Source organism: uncultured Pseudosulfitobacter sp., assembly GCF_963976325.1.
GTDB lineage: Bacteria > Pseudomonadota > Alphaproteobacteria > Rhodobacterales > Rhodobacteraceae > Pseudosulfitobacter.
In genome coordinates this window covers 177,570-193,497 of record NZ_CAXBJW010000001.1, presented here as the reverse complement: position 1 = coordinate 193,497, position 15,928 = coordinate 177,570, and the positions used below count along the sequence as shown (strand labels likewise).

The following is a 15,928-nucleotide window of genomic DNA, read 5'->3' as shown; positions in this document are numbered from 1 at the left end:
CCCCGCAAGCAAACTGGAAACTCGCATGAAAGACGCAGCATCCTCAGACCCGCTAATCGAAGGCCTTGTCGAACTGTGCCGCGTGCAGGGTGTTGCGACGTCGCACAGCCAGATGATGGACGGGTTGCCCAAGGCCAAGGATGGTGCCGCGGGCGAAAGCCTTGCCACGCTGGCGCTGCGCCGGGTCAACATGAGCTGCCGGATCAGCCGGGAAGACATTGACGATTTCCCCGATCACGGCCTGCCTGCCCTATTGTTTCTGAAAAACGGGCGCACCGTCATTCTGGAAAGCCTGACCAAAACCCACGCCAGGGTGATCGTCCCCGAGGCGGGCGGCGGTCGCAGCATGTGGTCGCGCAACGAGCTTGCGTCGCAGCACGACGGGCGCATTCTGGTGTCCAAGCCCATCGACATCGTGTCGGACCGGCTGGACGCGCCAAGCAAGGACAAACGCCACTGGATTCTGGGCCCCGTTCTGGGCAACTGGGTGATCTACCGCGATGTTGTGCTGGCGTCCTTTGCTGCCAACATCCTGGCGGTGGCGACCGCCTTGTTCTCGATGCAGGTCTATGACCGCGTGGTGCCCAGCAACGCCTTTGACACGCTGTGGATTCTGGCCAGCGGTGTTGGCATTGCCATCGTTCTGGAACTGGTCCTGCGGCTGATGCGATCAACTTTGGTGGACGTGTCGGGGCGCGACCTTGACCTCAGGTTGTCCGCGCAACTGTTTGACAAGGTTGCGAACATGCGGCTGAAACATCAGCCGGCCTCGACAGGTGTGTTCGCCAATCAGGTCCGCGATTTCGCAACCGTGCGCGAATTTTTCACCTCGGGCACAGTGACAGCAATCTGCGACCTGCCCTTCGTGCTGATCTTTGTCGGCGTGATCTGGTTCATCGGCGGCCCCATTGCATTCGTCGTGCTGGCCGGTGTGATTGCCACCATCCTGCCCGGCGTATTGATGCAAAAGAAACTGGCCCGTGCGTCGCGCGAAAACACCCGCGAGGCGGCGGCGCTGAACGGGTTGCTGCTGGAAACCATTTCCAACCTTGAAACCGTCAAAGCCTCGCGCGCCGAGGGCCGGTTGCAACGTGCCCACGCCCAGCTGTCCGCGACCATGGCCACCACGGCGATCAAGACGCGCAGCATCACCAACATCATGACCCAACTGGTCAGCACCGTGCAGAAACTGGCCTATGCCGGTGTGATCATCGCCGGTGTCTACCTGATCAGCGCGGGCGAGCTTACCGTCGGCAGCCTGATCGCCTGCACCCTGCTGTCCAGCCGCACCATGTCCCCGATGGGTCAGGTCGCGGGCTTGCTGGCGCGCTGGCAACAGGTGCGCGCCGCGATGGAAGGGCTGGACGAGATCATGGCCCTGCCAGTTGAGCGCCCCGGCGACCGTCATTTCGTGCGCGCGTCATCGCTGTCCGGTGCCTACAAGATCGACGATGTGGTGTTCCGCCACGACCCCGAAGCGCCGCCGGTCATTTCGATCCCGGAACTGTCCATCGGGTCGGGCGAACGCATTGCCCTGCTGGGCGGCAACGGGGCCGGCAAATCCACCCTGTTGCGCCTGATGGCCGGGCTGACCGACCCGCAGTCGGGCAGCGTGCTGATCGACAGCCTGTCCCTGTCCCAGATCGACCCCATCGACCGGCGTCGTCAGATCGGCTATCTGCCGCAAAGCGTGGCGTTGTTTCAGGGCACCCTGCGCGACAACCTGCTGCTGGATCACGGGTTGCACAGCGACGACGAACTGCTTGCGGCGCTGGATGCCGTCGGCCTTGGCACATTCGTGCGCCGCCACGTGCGCGGGCTGGACCTGCAACTGCAAGGCAACGCCAACGTGTCCGGCGGCCAGCGTCAGTCGATCGGTCTGGCGCGGGTGCTGCTGCAAGACCCCAAGGTCGTGTTGCTGGACGAGCCCACAGCCGCCTTTGACCACATCACCGAAAGCAAGGTCATCAGCCACATGAAAGACTGGCTGGCGGGGCGCACCACGGTGATCTCGACGCACAAGCGCGAGTTGCTGGCGCTGACCGAACGGGCCATCGTGCTGAAAGACGGGCGCGTGGCGCGGGATGGCGACCTGATGCAGATCCTGAACTCGGCCCGTGCCAATTCGGTTAAAACCCGTCCCGTTCAAGCCGTCACATGAGCAGCGCGGATGCCATGACATCCAGCCACATGGATGGCAGTTACCGGCGGCAAACGCTGCGGGTGGCGCGGCTGACCATTCAGACCATCGTTCTGGCGCTGATCATCGGCGTGACCTGGGCCGCATTGGCCCAGATCAACGAAATCACACGCGGCGACGGACGGGTGATCCCCCTGCGGCGTATGCAGACCATCCAAAGCCTTGAGGGTGGGATTTTGTCCCAACTTGAGGTCAGCGAAGGTGACATTGTTCAGGAAGGTCAGGTTCTGGCCCGGCTGGACCCGACGCGGTCGCAATCTGCCTTTTTGTCGGCACAGTCCGAGATTACCGCGCTGACAGCCGAGGTTGCGCGCCTGCAAGCCGAGGTTCTGGAAAAGCCGGAACTGGACTTTGGCCCTGAACCGAACGCCGCCGAGCAGACCGAGCTGCGCCTGTTCACCGCCCGCCGCACCAAGCTGGAGGCGTCGCTGTCCGCGTTACAAGCCGAGCAAACGGCCATTCAGGAACAGATCGACATCACCCGTCCGCTGACGGCATCGGGGTCGGTCAGCAAGATCAACCTGCTGCAACTGGAACAGAAAAAGGCCGAGATCGACGGCAAGATCAGCGAAACCCGCAACGTCTATGTGCAGGATTCCTACAAGGATCTGGCGCAGCGTCGGGCCAAGCTGCTGATGATCCAGCAGGATCTGATCCAGAAAGAGGACGAATTCCAGCGCACCGAGATCCGGTCACCCGTCGCGGGGCGCGTCAATAACATCGACATCACCACGCTGGGCGGCGTCGTCCAGCCCGGCGAGCCGATCATGGAAATCACCCCCACCGACGACCAGCTGATCATCGAAACCAAAGTGCAGCCGCGCGATGTGGCCTTTATTGCCCCCGGAATGCCCGCCAGCGTCAAGATCACCGCCTATGACTTTGCCACCTATGGCGACCTGCGCGGCACGGTCACCCAGATCTCGGAAGACACCGTCGAAGAGGACACGCCGCAAGGACCACAGGATTTCTACCGCGTCATGGTCAAGACCGAACGCAGCTATCTGGAACGCGGCGGCGAGCAGTTTGCAATCCGTCCCGGCATGATCGCGCAAGTTGACATCGAAAGCGGCAAACGGTCCGTTCTTAGCTATCTCACCCGCCCGCTGCTGAAGGCGCGGCTACAATAACCCCCGGCGGGAACGGGCCGCTGCTGGCCTGCCCCGTTGCGACAGAATACGACCAGAAAGAGACTGCCCCTTGTCCAGACCACACCACGCCACCTGCCACGGCGCCTTGGATCGTACCCGAACCTTTCTGACCGCGGGCGCTTTCGGCCTTGCGCTGGCGGTGGCCACCCCTGCCCTGTCGCAGATGGTCAACACCGTCGAAGTGCGCGGCGCGCAATTCATTCCCGAACAGGACATCAAGGCGACCTGCGGTGCCGAGGAAGGCATCGAATATTTCGACTATGAACTGCGTGCGATCGAAGACTGCCTGATGTCCACGGGCGTTTTTGAAACGGTCGCCTTGTCGCGCGAAGGCGACACATTGGTGATCGACGTGCAAGAACTGGACACCCGCCCCGGACGCATCGACGCGACGCTGGCCTATGTCTCTCAGGACGGGCTGACCGGCAGCCTGTCCTATGAACGCTACAACCTGTTTGACCGGACATATGGCGCGGTCAACCTTGAGTACGGCGAAGAGGTGCAACGCTACAGCCTGAACCTGTACCGCACCGAAGCGTTCAATCGCAATTTCGACATGGGGTTCGAGCTGTCGGGCGGGCGCGACGATTATGACGACCGCAGCTACACCCACGAATCCCACCGGATCGAAACCTATCTGGCATGGGCAATGTCGCCCTCCACCAAACTGGAAGCCGGGATCGGGTATCGCGATCACCGTCTGTACGATCTTGAACCGACGGCCAGCGCGCTGTTGGTGCGCGAACAGACCGACGGCATTTCAGCGCCCTACATCCGGCTGGGGCTGCGTCACGAACAGACGGCCGAGGCGCGCGACGGCAAGGAAGACTGGGACCGCTTCGGTTATCGCATCCGGCTGGATCAGTATTTCTGGAACATCGGCACGGACGACCCGATTTCCGACACCCGGCTTGAGACGCAGATGCAGTTCCCGCTGTCCAGCAACACGCGGCTGCTGTTCGGCTTTGACGCGGGATCGGTCAGCGGCACCGATGGCAACGCCACCCGCGCCATCGACCGGTTCTATCCCGGCGCGGACACCTTCCGCGGCTTTGCCCCGCGCGGCATCGGCCCGCGCGACGGCGGCGACGCCCTGGGCGGCAACACCTACGCCAAAGTGTCCATCGAAGTGCAACGCGACTTTGGCGAGATTTACCAAACCCCCTTCCGCGCAGGCATCTTTATCGACAGCGGCGCAAGCTGGGATCTGGACGACACGCTGGGCGGCTCCATCGACGACAGCTTGCACCGGCGCAGCAGTGTCGGGCTGTCCGTGGTCTTTGACGTGGGCAAAACGCCTGTTTCGCTTTACGTGGCCACACCCATCGAAGAGCAGCCGGGTGACGAATCCCAGGTGTTCGGGCTTAGCATCAGCACACGCTTTTAGGACGCGGTGCGGGCCGCGCGGTTCTGCATCGCCTGGCTGAACAACCCCATGTAGCGCGGTGCAACCGCTGACAGATCATACTGCTGGCGCGCCATTGCGCGCGCGGCCTGACCATAGCGCAACCGGCGGGCGGGATCGTCCTTCAACGCCAGCGTCGCCGCGATCCATGCGTCGTCGTCGTCGGGCAAAAGCTGGCCGTTGATGTCTTTCTGGATCAGTTCGGCGGCATAGCCACGGTCGGGCGCCATGACACAGCCGCCACGGCCCAGAATCTCGATCAGCCCCCAGTTCGCCACGCCGAATTGCAGCGGATAGTGGAACAGATCAACCTCGGCGACCCGTTTGGAAAATTCGTCATATGGTAGTTTTCCCGGGAACTCGACCACCTTGGCCGCGCGGGGGTATTTCAACAGCAGATGGTCGCGGAAATTTTCGACCTTACCGTCATGCAGGCGCTGCACGGCCTGACCCTCGTAGCCATAGGTCGCAACGCCCGCACCGCCAAAGGCGACAAACCGGGCATCCACGCCCTGCCCTGCCAGCTTGTCAGTGATGCGCATGAACGTCTCGAACCCTTTGGCCGAGGACAGATCGCGCGCGGCAAACCCGATTGTGAACGGGCGGGCCCGGGTGTCGGGTTCCGCCTCTGGCATCGCGGCAAAGTCGAACCCTTCCAATTGCACCTCGATGTTTGCCTGCAACGCCTTGGGAAACATCTGCTTGGCATGGCGGCTGGGGCAGATCACCAGATCGCTGCACAGCGCCTGATGGAAATTCAGCATCTCGGTGTTGCGGTCCGTCATCCGCTGGGACTGGTCCGGCGGATAGGCCGGGTCCCAGCCGTGCGCGCGAAAGCTGGGGAATTCGATATAGCTGACGATGGCGGCGTCGATTTCGTCATACAGGAAATGCGGCGCGCCCCACAGGGAATGGGCCACCACCACGTCGATCTTGCGCTGTTTCTGGAACGCGGTCAGCGCCGACAGGACACCGCGCGAGATGCGCGCCGACCGCTCGACCTTGGACGTGTAGTAATAGCTTTGATCGCCGACGATCTTGCCGTCCGGCTTGAACCCCAGAATATGCGGCCCGCGCTCTCGGTTGCGCTCCATATGGCCCGGCGTGGTCAGGAAATAGGCCTCTGCCATGCCCGTTTCGCGCAGGTAATCGCACAGCCGCCCGAACTGGCCCGGATAGACGGCGCCCACGAAAACAATCACCGGTTTGGTCAACTCATCCAAGCCCCATGCCAGACAGCCGCGGCGCGGCACATGGGATCAGCCTACATCACCCATACTTAGGGATGCAACTCAAGCCTGAACGCGGGGGGACAGCGTGTTCAGAAAATGCCGTGATCACGCGCCACGATCACAGCCTGCGTGCGATTGCTTGCCCCCAGCTTCGAGCAAATGGATTTGACGTGCATCTTGACCGTGGCCTCGGCCAGCCCCAGGTCGGTGCCGATCTCGCGGTTGGGTTTGCCCTCGGCCAGCAGCGCCAGAACGGTCATTTCCCGATCAGACAACGACGCGCCATTGCTTTCGCGCGGCTTGGCGACCCGTTGCCGGTCGATCAGCTCAACCGGCACATAGCGGCCGCCGTTGGCCATGAACCGGATTTCATTGGTCAGGTTGGTCAGCGATTCCGTCTTGAGCACGATCCCCGCCCCGCCCATCGCCAGGGTTTCCGAAACCACATGCGGTGTCGGGTTGCTGGTGATGATCCCGACCGGCTTGCCGCCGTTGCGCTCGATCGCCTTTGCCAACCCGGCAACGCCGTTCATGCCCGGCATATCCAGATCAACCAGCACCAGATCAAACGCACCTTCGCTGTCAATCTGTGCCAGCGCAGAATCGAGATCCGGCGCGGTCTGCGCTTCGAAATCCGGCAGACCAGACAGGAACTGCTGGAACATCTCCAGGATCATGGCGTGATCGTCTGCGATGAGAACTCTTAGAATTTCGGGTTTTGAAGTATTCATAAGGTCCATTTTCAGCTTTGTTAGGCTTTCGCACAGTTACGAACAAACGGGTTCCTGCTTGGTTCCCCCGATCGCCTGAAAAGGCGTCATAACCTTGCGTGTGCGCCTGTGTTTCTAGTTCAGTAGTCTAATTCCGCACTCAGGTGAAGCGACTACACCCGCGCGGCAGAAGGCTTCAACCCAGCTTTTCTATCGCCCGCCCGGTTGCAGCCAAAGCCGTATCGAGGTCTCCCAGTTGCGTTTGTGAAATCGGTTTGGACGCTTTCGCCAATATCTCCAGTTCGCGCAGGGTGCGTTCCAGCAGCTTCAACCCCGTCAATCCACAGGCCCCCGTGGCCGCGTGCAGCAACCGGCCGGTGTCTGCGTGCATACCCTGCTGCTGCATGTCCTCGAACACGCCCTGCGCTTCGGATCGCGCCCGCAGCATAAAGCCGCGCGCGGTGTCCAGCCCCAGTTGTCCGACCAGTTCGTTGACCATGCTCTCGGCCAAAGGGTCAGCATGGGTGCAATCCGCCCCTCCGGCGGCCTTCTGGTCGGGCACAGGGGCAACATCGCAGGCCGACGCGCGCACCACGTCCTGAACAGACCGGCACAAATCCACGCTTCGGATCGGCTTTTCCAGCAACTGCGCCATTCCCAGTTTCAGACAGGCGGCCCGCAGATTGTCATCAATATGCGCGGACAGACCCAGCATCTTGCCGCGCCAGGCCAGCGCACCGGATGATTGCTGTGCGATGATCCGCTGCACCAGTTCGATCCCGTTGATATAGGGCAATGTCATGTCAGTCAGCAGCAGGTCGATCTTGCCTTCCGCATCAGCGCCTTGCAGAACCTCCAGGGCGCGCAAGCCGTTTTCAACCGCAACCACCTGCGCCCCTGCCGCAGTCAGGCAATGAACAACCCAATCACGGCTGGACGGGCTGTCCTCGACCACAAGCACACCGATCCCGCGCAACACCGGGCTGTCATCCGCCACGGCGGGCGGCGTGATCGCGGGCACTGCGGTCGTGTCTGCCGCCGCCAGGTCGAAACGTGCCCGTAAAATCGTGCCAACCACATTGTCTGCCGCACCCTCTGCCAGCGCGTTTCCGTCCGCGCCGCGATCAAACACCTCTAGCGTGCCGCCAAGCTGGCTAAGGGCGTAGGCCAGCACGTTCAACCCCGCCGAGGGGCGCCCGTCCGCAGGCCCCGCAGCAGCGCCCGATTGCCGGGCCAGCGAAACGTCGGCCAGATCAATGGCCCGCATCAACCGTGCCTTTTGCGTCTGGGGCAAGCCCCCGCCAAGGTCGCAGACCTCGACCGTGATGTTCTTTTTGGCGGCGGTCCCAGCGGCGGGCGCACAGGTCACACGCACCTCGACCTTTGATCCGCCATGTTTGACCGAGTTGTCGAACATGTTCTGCAACAGCGCCCTGACAAAGCGCACAGGCCCGTTCACCTGTGCCTCGGCCGACGGATCGACGTGCAGCGCCACCGAGGTTCCGCGCAGCGCCGCAATGGGGCGGATCATGTCCAGCGTGGCCCGAGTTTCTTCGGCAATGCTGAAATCTTCGTCTGACTGGATGTCAGCGGTGGTCAGTTCGCCCCGGATCACCTTGATGACGTTGTCGATATGGCTCAGCGCCAGTTGTGCAGACCGCTGCATCTGGTCACGGCGCACATCGGCGGTGCTGGCATCGTCGGTTTGGAACATTGCATCGGTTGCGGCCAGCAACGATTGAATGGGCGTTCTAAGATCATGCGACACCCGCAGCAACGTCGCCGTCCGCGTGCGGTTGCGCAAAACGGCGGCTTCCTGATCCGTTTCGGCCAGCCGCAACAAAAAGCCGTCCGCCGTCCCAAGCGGCATATAGACCAGCTCACCCTCAAGCTCGGTTTTGTCAAAGACCTTTGACACCGCGATGCTGCCGGCGCGGCGGGCGCGGGCACACAAGGCAGGCCAGTCAAAGGCGGTTTTCAACCCGTCGGTGTCCATCCCCACCCGCGCCGCAGCCACGTTGGACAACAAGACCTCGGCCTTGTCCGTCGCAAGAATCACCGCACGCCGATCGGTCGAAATCAGGCGGGCAATGGCCTGAAGCACGGGTCTTACCGTGGCCGCGTCTTTCGAATGGTCTGCTTTTCGTGTCATTGCGATCTCCAACTTCGGGACAAGGCCCGAATGCACCCGGCCACGGCCTAAGTACACCTTAAGAGGGTATTTTTCCTATACAAAAGCCTGTATTCCAATCTCCCATCTGTCAACTGCGCCGCCTTTGATCGCCCGTGTGAAAGGCTTCAAAAACAACCAAGTGTCACATTCTTCAAAACCCGCAGGCTCAAAGCGCGAGTCGTATTGACTGCAACTTTAGTATGTGTTTGATCTATTAAGTATGTAAACACAAACTTTAGATAGTGCGGCCCTCCCGCACAGAGGATGTTGAAATGGCTACCACGAAAATCCAGGCTGGGGCGGCAGCGAATGTAACCATACCCGCCACCAAAGCTGACATCGCGCGTTACGTGAAATCCGGTGACGACCTGATCGTCGAGATGAACAACGGTCAAAGCATCATGGTCACCGATTTCTATGATCGCGCTGCGGGCGGCGAGGCACACAAGCTGATGCTTTCGGACGGAAGCTTCAGCGGCGTCGAAGGGCTTTCGGATGAAACCGAAGAAGCCGCCGGGCTGGGTATGAACATGGAAGAAGTGGGCGCAGGTCTGGCCGCCCTTGCCACCGGGTTGGTTGCAACGAATGGCGGGAATGACGATCCTACGGACCCTACGGACCCCACGGACCCTACTGATCCGACAGACCCGACCGATCCCACAGACCCTACTGATCCGACAGACCCCACAGATCCGACAGACCCTACCGATCCTACGGACCCAACCGAACCGGCCGTTGAAGGTCTGCTCGACCCCGTTCTGGCAGACGAAGGCCTGTTGGGTGACCTGACCGGTAACGATGGCCTGTTGGGCGACATCACCGGGTCCGACGGCCTGCTGGGCGATCTGCTCGGCGAAGACGGGTTGCTGGGCGACGTGACAGGGTCCGACGGGTTGGTCGGCGGCCTTCTGGGCACCGGCCTGCTGGGGAACAGCGACGGTTCGGGCAGCCTGACGGGCGGTCTGACCTCGGACGACAGCCTGCTGGGCGGCGTTCTGGGCGGCACCGGCCTGACCGACGGTTTGCTGGGCGAAGACAGCGCAGTCGATGGCATTGTCGGCGCGGTAGAGGGCATTGTTGACGGCGTCCTGGGCGATGAAGGCATCCTGGGCGGCCTGCTTGGCAGCACCGGCCTGACCGATGGCATCCTGGGCGACGAAGGCATCGTGGGCGGCCTGCTGGGTGGCGGCCTGCTGGACGGTGTTCTGGGCGGCGACGATGGCCTGCTGGGTGGCCTGTCCGGCACGGTCGAAGGCCTGCTTGGCGGTCTTGGCGCAGACACCGGCCTGCTTGATCCACTCCTTGCCGATGGTGGCCTGCTGGGGGATGTCACCGGCAACGCGGGCATTCTGGGCGACGTGACCGGCTCGGACGGGCTGGTTGGCGACCTGATCGGCAACGACGGTCTGTTGGCCGATGTGACCGGAGCAGACGGCCTGATCGGTGACCTGACCGGCGTTGGCCTGCTGGGCGGCGGCACCGGCGAAGGTGGTGCGGGTGGTCTTCTTGACGGGCTGACCGGCGGACTGCTGGACGGCGTACTGGGCGGCGACGATGGCCTGCTTGGCGGCCTGACGGGCGGCTTGCTGGGCGGCGAAGGCGACCTGCTTGGCGGTCTGACCGACGGCCTGTTGGGTGGCGAAGGCGACCTGCTGGGCGGTCTGACCGACGGCTTGCTGAGTGGCGAAGGCGGCCTGCTGGGCGGTCTGACCGACGGCTTGCTGGGTGGCGAAGGCGGCCTGCTGGGTGGTCTGACGGGCGGCCTGTTGGGCGGCGAAGGCGACCTGCTGGGCGGTCTGACCGACGGCTTGCTGGGTGGCGAAGGTGACCTGCTGGGCGGTCTGACCGACGGCCTGCTGGGTGGCGAAGGCGGCGTGACGGACGGACTGTCCGGCACGGTCGAGGATCTGCTGGCATCGCTCGGCGCCGAAGACGGGTTGCTGGACCCGGTCATCGCCGATGGCGGCTTGCTGGGGGATGTCACCGGCAACGCGGGCATTCTGGGCGACGTGACCGGCTCGGACGGTGCGCTTGGGGATGTTGTCGGAAACGACGGATTGCTGGCTGACGTGACAGGCGACGAAGGTCTGGTCGGCGATTTGACCGGCACCGGCCTGCTGGGCGATGGCGCTGGCGAAGACGGCGCGACTGGCGGCTTGCTGGGCGGGCTGACCGACGGATTGCTGGGCGGTGACCTGCTGGGTGGCCTGACCGGAGATGACGGACTGCTTTCGGGACTCACATCGACCTTGGACGGTGTGTGAACAGATTATTTCCAGTTCAGAGCCAATTGAAAAAGCCCCGCCGATTGGCGGGGCTTTTTACACTCTTAATTTTATAAAACGAAAACAGTTACTTAGCTTAGGGAAATCGCCCGATGCTTCGGGCAACCCTTGGTGAATTCTTCCCCAGCCCGCTCAACCAGAAGCGTTGACAGATACACCTTTGGTATGCTTTTACATACTTAAGGGTTAATAACATACTTTAGCATATGCGCGGTTTGTTGCGCACCACCACCAGGAGTTCAGAAATGGCAAACACAAGCATTCAGGCCGGCGCGGAAATCGGCATCAAGATTGATGCAAACCAAGCGGACGTCAGCAACTATGCCCGCAAAGGCGATGACCTGTTCATCACTCTCAAGAATGGTGATGTGATTACGGTCAACGATTACTACGTGCCGACGGCAGACGGTTCGCTGCACAGCCTGGTCATGGCGGACGGCACCGAAGTCGATGGTGAAGCCGGTGTCGGCGGCGCCATGGAAGATGGCGGCGCAATCGCGGCGGCCGTGCTTGGCGGCCTGGGTCTGCTTGCCGCTGGTAGCGGTGGTGGCAGCGATCCTACCGATCCGACTGATCCTACGGACCCAACTGATCCTACAGATCCGACCGATCCCACGGACCCAACCGATCCTACAGATCCGACCGATCCCACGGACCCAACCGATCCCACAGATCCGACCGATCCTACGGACCCGACCGATCCCACAGATCCGACTGATCCTACGGACCCGACCGATCCCACAGATCCGACTGATCCTACAGATCCCACGGACCCGACTGATCCTACAGATCCGACCGATCCCACGGACCCGACCGATCCTACGGACCCAACCGATCCCACGGACCCGACAGATCCTACGGACCCAACCGATCCCACGGACCCGACAGATCCTACGGACCCGACCGATCCCACGGACCCGACTGACCCCACGGACCCGACCGATCCTACAGATCCGACCGATCCAACGGACCCAACCGATCCCACGGACCCGACCGATCCTACGGACACGGAAACCCAAGGTCTGCTCGACCCCATCATCTCGGATGACGGGCTGTTGGGAGACCTGACCGGCAACGACGGTCTGCTGGGTGACGTGACCGGCTCTGACGGCCTGCTGGGTGATCTGGTGGGCGAGGACTCGCCGCTGGGTGACCTTGCAGACGAGCTTCTGGGGCAACCGCTGCTTGGGGATGGCGTCGACGGTGAAACCGGCATTCTTGACGGGGTTGTTTCGGACACCGGCCTGCTGGGCGATGTCACCGGAAACAACGGCATCCTGGGCGACATCACAGGCTCGGACGGTCTGCTGGGCGATCTGGTCGGCAACGACGGTTCCCTGGGTGACGTCAGCGGCAACGACGGGCTGATCGGTGACCTGACCGGCACCGGCGTGCTGGGTGACGGCACCGGAGAAGACGGCACAGGCGGCCTGCTTGACGGCCTGACCGGAGAAGATGGCCTGTTGGGCGGCTTGCTGGGCGACAGCGATCTGCTGGGCGGATTGACCGGCGAAGACGGCCCTCTGGGTGATGTCCTTGGCGGCGGCGATCTGCTGGGCGGCCTCACTGGCGACGATGGCCTGCTGGGCGGTCTTCTGGGGGGTGACGGCGACCTGCTGGGCGGCCTGACCGACGGCTTGCTGGGTGGCGAAGGCGACCTGCTGGGTGGCCTGACCGATGGCCTGCTGGGTGGCGAAGGCGACCTGCTGGGCGGTCTGACCGATGGACTGACCGGCGGCCTTGCCCCAGAGCAAGGTTTGCTGGACCCGGTTATCGCGGATGACGGCCTGCTGGGTGATGTCACCGGCAACAACGGTGTGCTGGGCGACGTCACCGGCTCGGACGGTCTTCTGGGCGATGTCGTCGGCAACGACGGCCTGCTGGGCGACGTCACCGGCGACGAAGGTCTGGTCGGCGAACTGGTCGGCACCGGCCTGCTGGGCGACAGCACCGGCGAGGACGGCACCGGGGGTGGCCTGCTGGACGGGCTGCTGGGTGAGGACGGACCCTTGGGGGATGTCCTTGGCGGTGGTGACCTGCTGGACGGCCTGACCGGCGACGACGGTCTGGTTGGCGGCCTGCTTGGCGGAGGCGACCTGTTGGGTGGCACGCTGGACAGCCTGACAGATGGCAATGATCTGCTGGGCGGCCTGACCGACGGTCTCGACGGCTTCCTGGACATCTGATCAGGAACGTCCGGACATGAAACGAGGATATGGCCCCTTTTCAGAGCTGCCGGCCCAGGCAGCCACGGGGGGCCATTTCACTGGGCTGACCGGAACACCCGTGCCCCCCGGCACGTTCCGGTCAGCCTTTTTACCCGGCGTTGGATACAGCGCCCCCGCGACCTTCCAAACCACACCGTGCCGCAAGGGCCGACCCCGCGCCAAAGCGGACCCGCAGCGTCTGTCAGCCGTAACCTACGATGTAGATCTGGTCGAAATGAAATGCACCCTGCCCCCCGCACAGCCCAAGGAAGCACCAAGAACAAACAGTTCGGCGTTCCTGTTCATCGGACTGATCTACGCCAACCTGTCGGCCGCTGTGGTCTATCTGCTGGGCGCGCACCTTGGCGTGGTGGCGCTGGCCTATGTTCTGGGCGGCGGCGTGGCGGCCATGGTTTCGTCCCTGATCCACGCGATGCTGCACCGGCGGGCTGCCCTTGTTGATGCGCCACAGTCCCCTGAACACCGCAGCGAAAACCCGGGCCCCGATCATGCCTGTGACATCGCAAAAGCCAAATAGGAAAGCCTGAAACATGAGAATCCTTGCCGTAGATGACAACCCGTTCATTCTTGATTTCCTGCCGGCCATTCTTCAGAAAACCGATTTCCCGGACGTAAGCGTGGCCTCCTCGGGCCCGCAGGCGCTTGACCTTCTGGCCGAAGCCGACGCCCCCTTCGATTGCCTGCTGCTGGACATTGAAATGCCCGAGATGGACGGGATCACCCTGTGCCGCAGAATTCGCAGCCTTCAGGCCTATCACAACACACCGATCCTGATGCTGACCCTGAAATCAGACCCGGTGTCGATCGAACAGGCCTTTGCCGCGGGGGCGAACGACTACATCACCAAACCCTTCGAGATCAAGGAAATCGCCACCCGTCTGCGCGTGGCCAAGCGGATGACCGAAATCTCGGACACGGTGCCGCGGCTGACCCCCTACACGATGACGAAACACGGGCTGCCCGGCATCCACAAATTCCATGTCGAAGACCCGGTCTTTGTCACGGGCATCAACCAGATGGTGCTGCCCTTTTCGCTGGGCAACTACCTGTCGCAACTGTCGCGCACCAATCTCAAGATCTGTCAGTCTTTTGCGATAAAGATCGACGACATTGACGCGCTGTACAGCAACGGCACAAGCCGCGAGTTTGCCGGCGCCATCGCGGCGGCGGCGCAGACGATTGCACAGGTCGTCGACTGCCCCCAGCTTTTGATGGCCTACAACGGCGACGGCACCATCCTGTGCATCGTCACCGAAGAACGCGCGCCGATCTGGCAGGATCTTGAACACCGCATTCAGTCCCAGTTGAACAAGATCGACCTGCGCGATGACGATGGCCGCGCCATGAAGATCACACTGTCGGTCGGGCGCGCCGTCCATCCCTCGGCCAACCGGACCCAGCGGGTCAAGTTCACCTTTGACCGTGTCATTCGTCTGGCCGAGGCGCGCCAAAGCGCCAAGTTCAAAGCCGAAGAGCACGAGGTTCACGGCATCTGACCTGCCCCGGGATCACCCAGGGCCGTCGCCCATGTTGGACAGGGAAAAGCCTATTTTAAGAACGCCATACGAGTTTTCCAGCGGGATGTATTGACCGCGCACAAACCTATTAGGACCATATGAAAATTCTAGCCGTTGATGACAACCAGCTTACGCTTGACCTGTTGTCCAAACTGACCGGCCAACTGGGGTTCGGCGACATCACGACCGCATCGTCGGGCGAGGACGCCCTGCAATTTCTTGGCCGCGAGGGGTCCCCGTTCGACTGCCTGCTTTTCGACATCCAGATGACCGGCATGAACGGCATTGAACTGTGCAGTCTTGTGCGCGCCCTGCCCGCTTACCGGCACACGCCGATCATCATGCTGACGTCGATGACCGACCGGGACTATGTGGACCGTGCTTTCAAGGCCGGGGCGACCGATTACGCCAACAAGCCGTTTCACATTTCCGAACTCGGGGCGCGGCTGCGCATTGCGCAACAGATCATTGCGGCGCGCAGCGTCACCACGTCCGGCGGCCAACGGGCCGACGAGGCTGCACAACCACTGTCTCACAGCGTCCAGATCACCGGCTTTCCCAGCTTGATCAGCTATGATGCCCTGGGCAATTACCTGTTGCAGTTGTCCAAAGCAGGGCTTGCGGGATCGCAGGTGCTGGCCGTGAAAATCCACCGCATCGACGCGATCCATGCAAAAGCATCCCCCCAGGAATTCGCCTATGCGCTGGGAGAGGTGGCGGATGCCATCAGTGGCGCTTTGACAACCCAAAACATCATGATGGCCTATGCCGGAAGCGGGGCCTTTTTGCTGGTACTGGGCAGAACCGGATGTACGTCGTCGGAGCTGGAGCTCGAAATCCAGAACCTTCTGGACGACAAGGGCACCGAATACGACAACGGCGACCCTTTGGATCTGGATGTTTCGATTGGAAACCCGATCACTCCACGCCTGAACACCACCCACCCGGCCCGCGATATCTTTGAACGTGCCCTTGCCAGGGCCGAACGGCGCATGATGCAAAAAATCAGCCAACCTGTTTAAGTCAC

11 protein-coding genes are annotated in these 15,928 nt (G+C 62.2%); 8 read left to right on the top strand and 3 right to left on the bottom strand.

Going from position 1 to position 15,928, the window contains the following annotated elements; all coding sequences use genetic code 11:
• Nucleotides 1-25 precede the first annotated feature (25 nt).
• From AAC077_RS00960 to AAC077_RS00950, 3 genes are all read left to right on the top strand, one after another.
• Nucleotides 26-2,161, top strand: a complete 2,136-nt coding sequence (locus AAC077_RS00960) for a type I secretion system permease/ATPase (protein ID WP_339766000.1) — start codon at nucleotides 26-28, stop codon at nucleotides 2,159-2,161.
• Entirely contained in the window at nucleotides 2,158-3,330 is a 1,173-nt protein-coding gene (locus tag AAC077_RS00955; RefSeq protein WP_339765998.1) for an HlyD family efflux transporter periplasmic adaptor subunit, read from the top strand. The genes AAC077_RS00960 and AAC077_RS00955 overlap by 4 nt, the downstream gene beginning before the upstream one ends.
• A 106-nt stretch (nucleotides 3,331-3,436) precedes the next feature.
• Nucleotides 3,437-4,738: a BamA/TamA family outer membrane protein gene (locus AAC077_RS00950; RefSeq protein WP_339765996.1), complete on the top strand. Its 1,302-nt coding sequence runs from the start codon at nucleotides 3,437-3,439 to the stop codon at nucleotides 4,736-4,738.
• Here AAC077_RS00950 and AAC077_RS00945 read toward each other — a convergent pair.
• From AAC077_RS00945 to AAC077_RS00935, 3 genes are all read right to left on the bottom strand, one after another.
• Nucleotides 4,735-5,958 (bottom strand): glycosyl transferase family 1, encoded by a 1,224-nt coding sequence (locus tag AAC077_RS00945; RefSeq protein ID WP_339765994.1) that lies wholly within the window; start codon nucleotides 5,956-5,958, stop codon nucleotides 4,735-4,737. The genes AAC077_RS00950 and AAC077_RS00945 overlap by 4 nt on opposite strands.
• Nucleotides 5,959-6,077: 119 nt before the next feature.
• Entirely contained in the window at nucleotides 6,078-6,719 is a 642-nt protein-coding gene (locus AAC077_RS00940; protein WP_339765992.1) for a response regulator transcription factor, read from the bottom strand.
• 175 nt (nucleotides 6,720-6,894) lie between these two features.
• Nucleotides 6,895-8,850 (bottom strand): response regulator, encoded by a 1,956-nt coding sequence (locus tag AAC077_RS00935; protein ID WP_339765990.1) that lies wholly within the window; start codon nucleotides 8,848-8,850, stop codon nucleotides 6,895-6,897.
• Between the two features lie 293 nt (nucleotides 8,851-9,143).
• Between AAC077_RS00935 and AAC077_RS00930 the strand changes: the two genes are divergently transcribed.
• From AAC077_RS00930 to AAC077_RS00910, 5 genes are all read left to right on the top strand, one after another.
• Nucleotides 9,144-11,135: a BapA prefix-like domain-containing protein gene (locus AAC077_RS00930; RefSeq protein ID WP_339765988.1), complete on the top strand. Its 1,992-nt coding sequence runs from the start codon at nucleotides 9,144-9,146 to the stop codon at nucleotides 11,133-11,135.
• 266 nt (nucleotides 11,136-11,401) lie between these two features.
• On the top strand, nucleotides 11,402-13,342 hold the full coding sequence (locus AAC077_RS00925) for a BapA prefix-like domain-containing protein (RefSeq protein ID WP_339765986.1): 1,941 nt from the start codon (nucleotides 11,402-11,404) through the stop codon (nucleotides 13,340-13,342).
• A 16-nt stretch (nucleotides 13,343-13,358) separates the two neighbouring features.
• Complete coding sequence (locus tag AAC077_RS00920; protein ID WP_339765984.1) at nucleotides 13,359-13,901, top strand: hypothetical protein; 543 nt, start codon at nucleotides 13,359-13,361, stop codon at nucleotides 13,899-13,901.
• Nucleotides 13,902-13,914: 13 nt separating this feature from the next.
• Nucleotides 13,915-14,880: a response regulator gene (locus tag AAC077_RS00915; RefSeq protein WP_339765982.1), complete on the top strand. Its 966-nt coding sequence runs from the start codon at nucleotides 13,915-13,917 to the stop codon at nucleotides 14,878-14,880.
• Nucleotides 14,881-14,999: 119 nt separating this feature from the next.
• Nucleotides 15,000-15,923 carry a response regulator gene (locus AAC077_RS00910; RefSeq protein WP_339765980.1) on the top strand — a complete coding sequence of 308 codons (924 nt, stop codon included), beginning with the start codon at nucleotides 15,000-15,002 and terminating at the stop codon, nucleotides 15,921-15,923.
• The last annotated feature ends 5 nt before the right edge of the window (nucleotides 15,924-15,928 follow it).

Bases quoted from the DNA above. Each gene is read 5' to 3' on its own strand.
- AAC077_RS00960 (WP_339766000.1), top strand. From the start codon at position 26: ATGAAAGACGCAGCATCCTCAGACCCGCTAATCGAAGGCCTTGTCGAA.
- AAC077_RS00955 (WP_339765998.1), top strand. From the start codon at position 2,158: ATGAGCAGCGCGGATGCCATGACATCCAGCCACATGGATGGCAGTTAC.
- AAC077_RS00940 (WP_339765992.1), bottom strand. From the start codon at position 6,719: ATGAATACTTCAAAACCCGAAATTCTAAGAGTTCTCATCGCAGACGAT.
- AAC077_RS00935 (WP_339765990.1), bottom strand. From the start codon at position 8,850: ATGACACGAAAAGCAGACCATTCGAAAGACGCGGCCACGGTAAGACCC.
- AAC077_RS00930 (WP_339765988.1), top strand. From the start codon at position 9,144: ATGGCTACCACGAAAATCCAGGCTGGGGCGGCAGCGAATGTAACCATA.
- AAC077_RS00925 (WP_339765986.1), top strand. From the start codon at position 11,402: ATGGCAAACACAAGCATTCAGGCCGGCGCGGAAATCGGCATCAAGATT.
- AAC077_RS00920 (WP_339765984.1), top strand. From the start codon at position 13,359: ATGAAACGAGGATATGGCCCCTTTTCAGAGCTGCCGGCCCAGGCAGCC.
- AAC077_RS00915 (WP_339765982.1), top strand. From the start codon at position 13,915: ATGAGAATCCTTGCCGTAGATGACAACCCGTTCATTCTTGATTTCCTG.
- AAC077_RS00910 (WP_339765980.1), top strand. From the start codon at position 15,000: ATGAAAATTCTAGCCGTTGATGACAACCAGCTTACGCTTGACCTGTTG.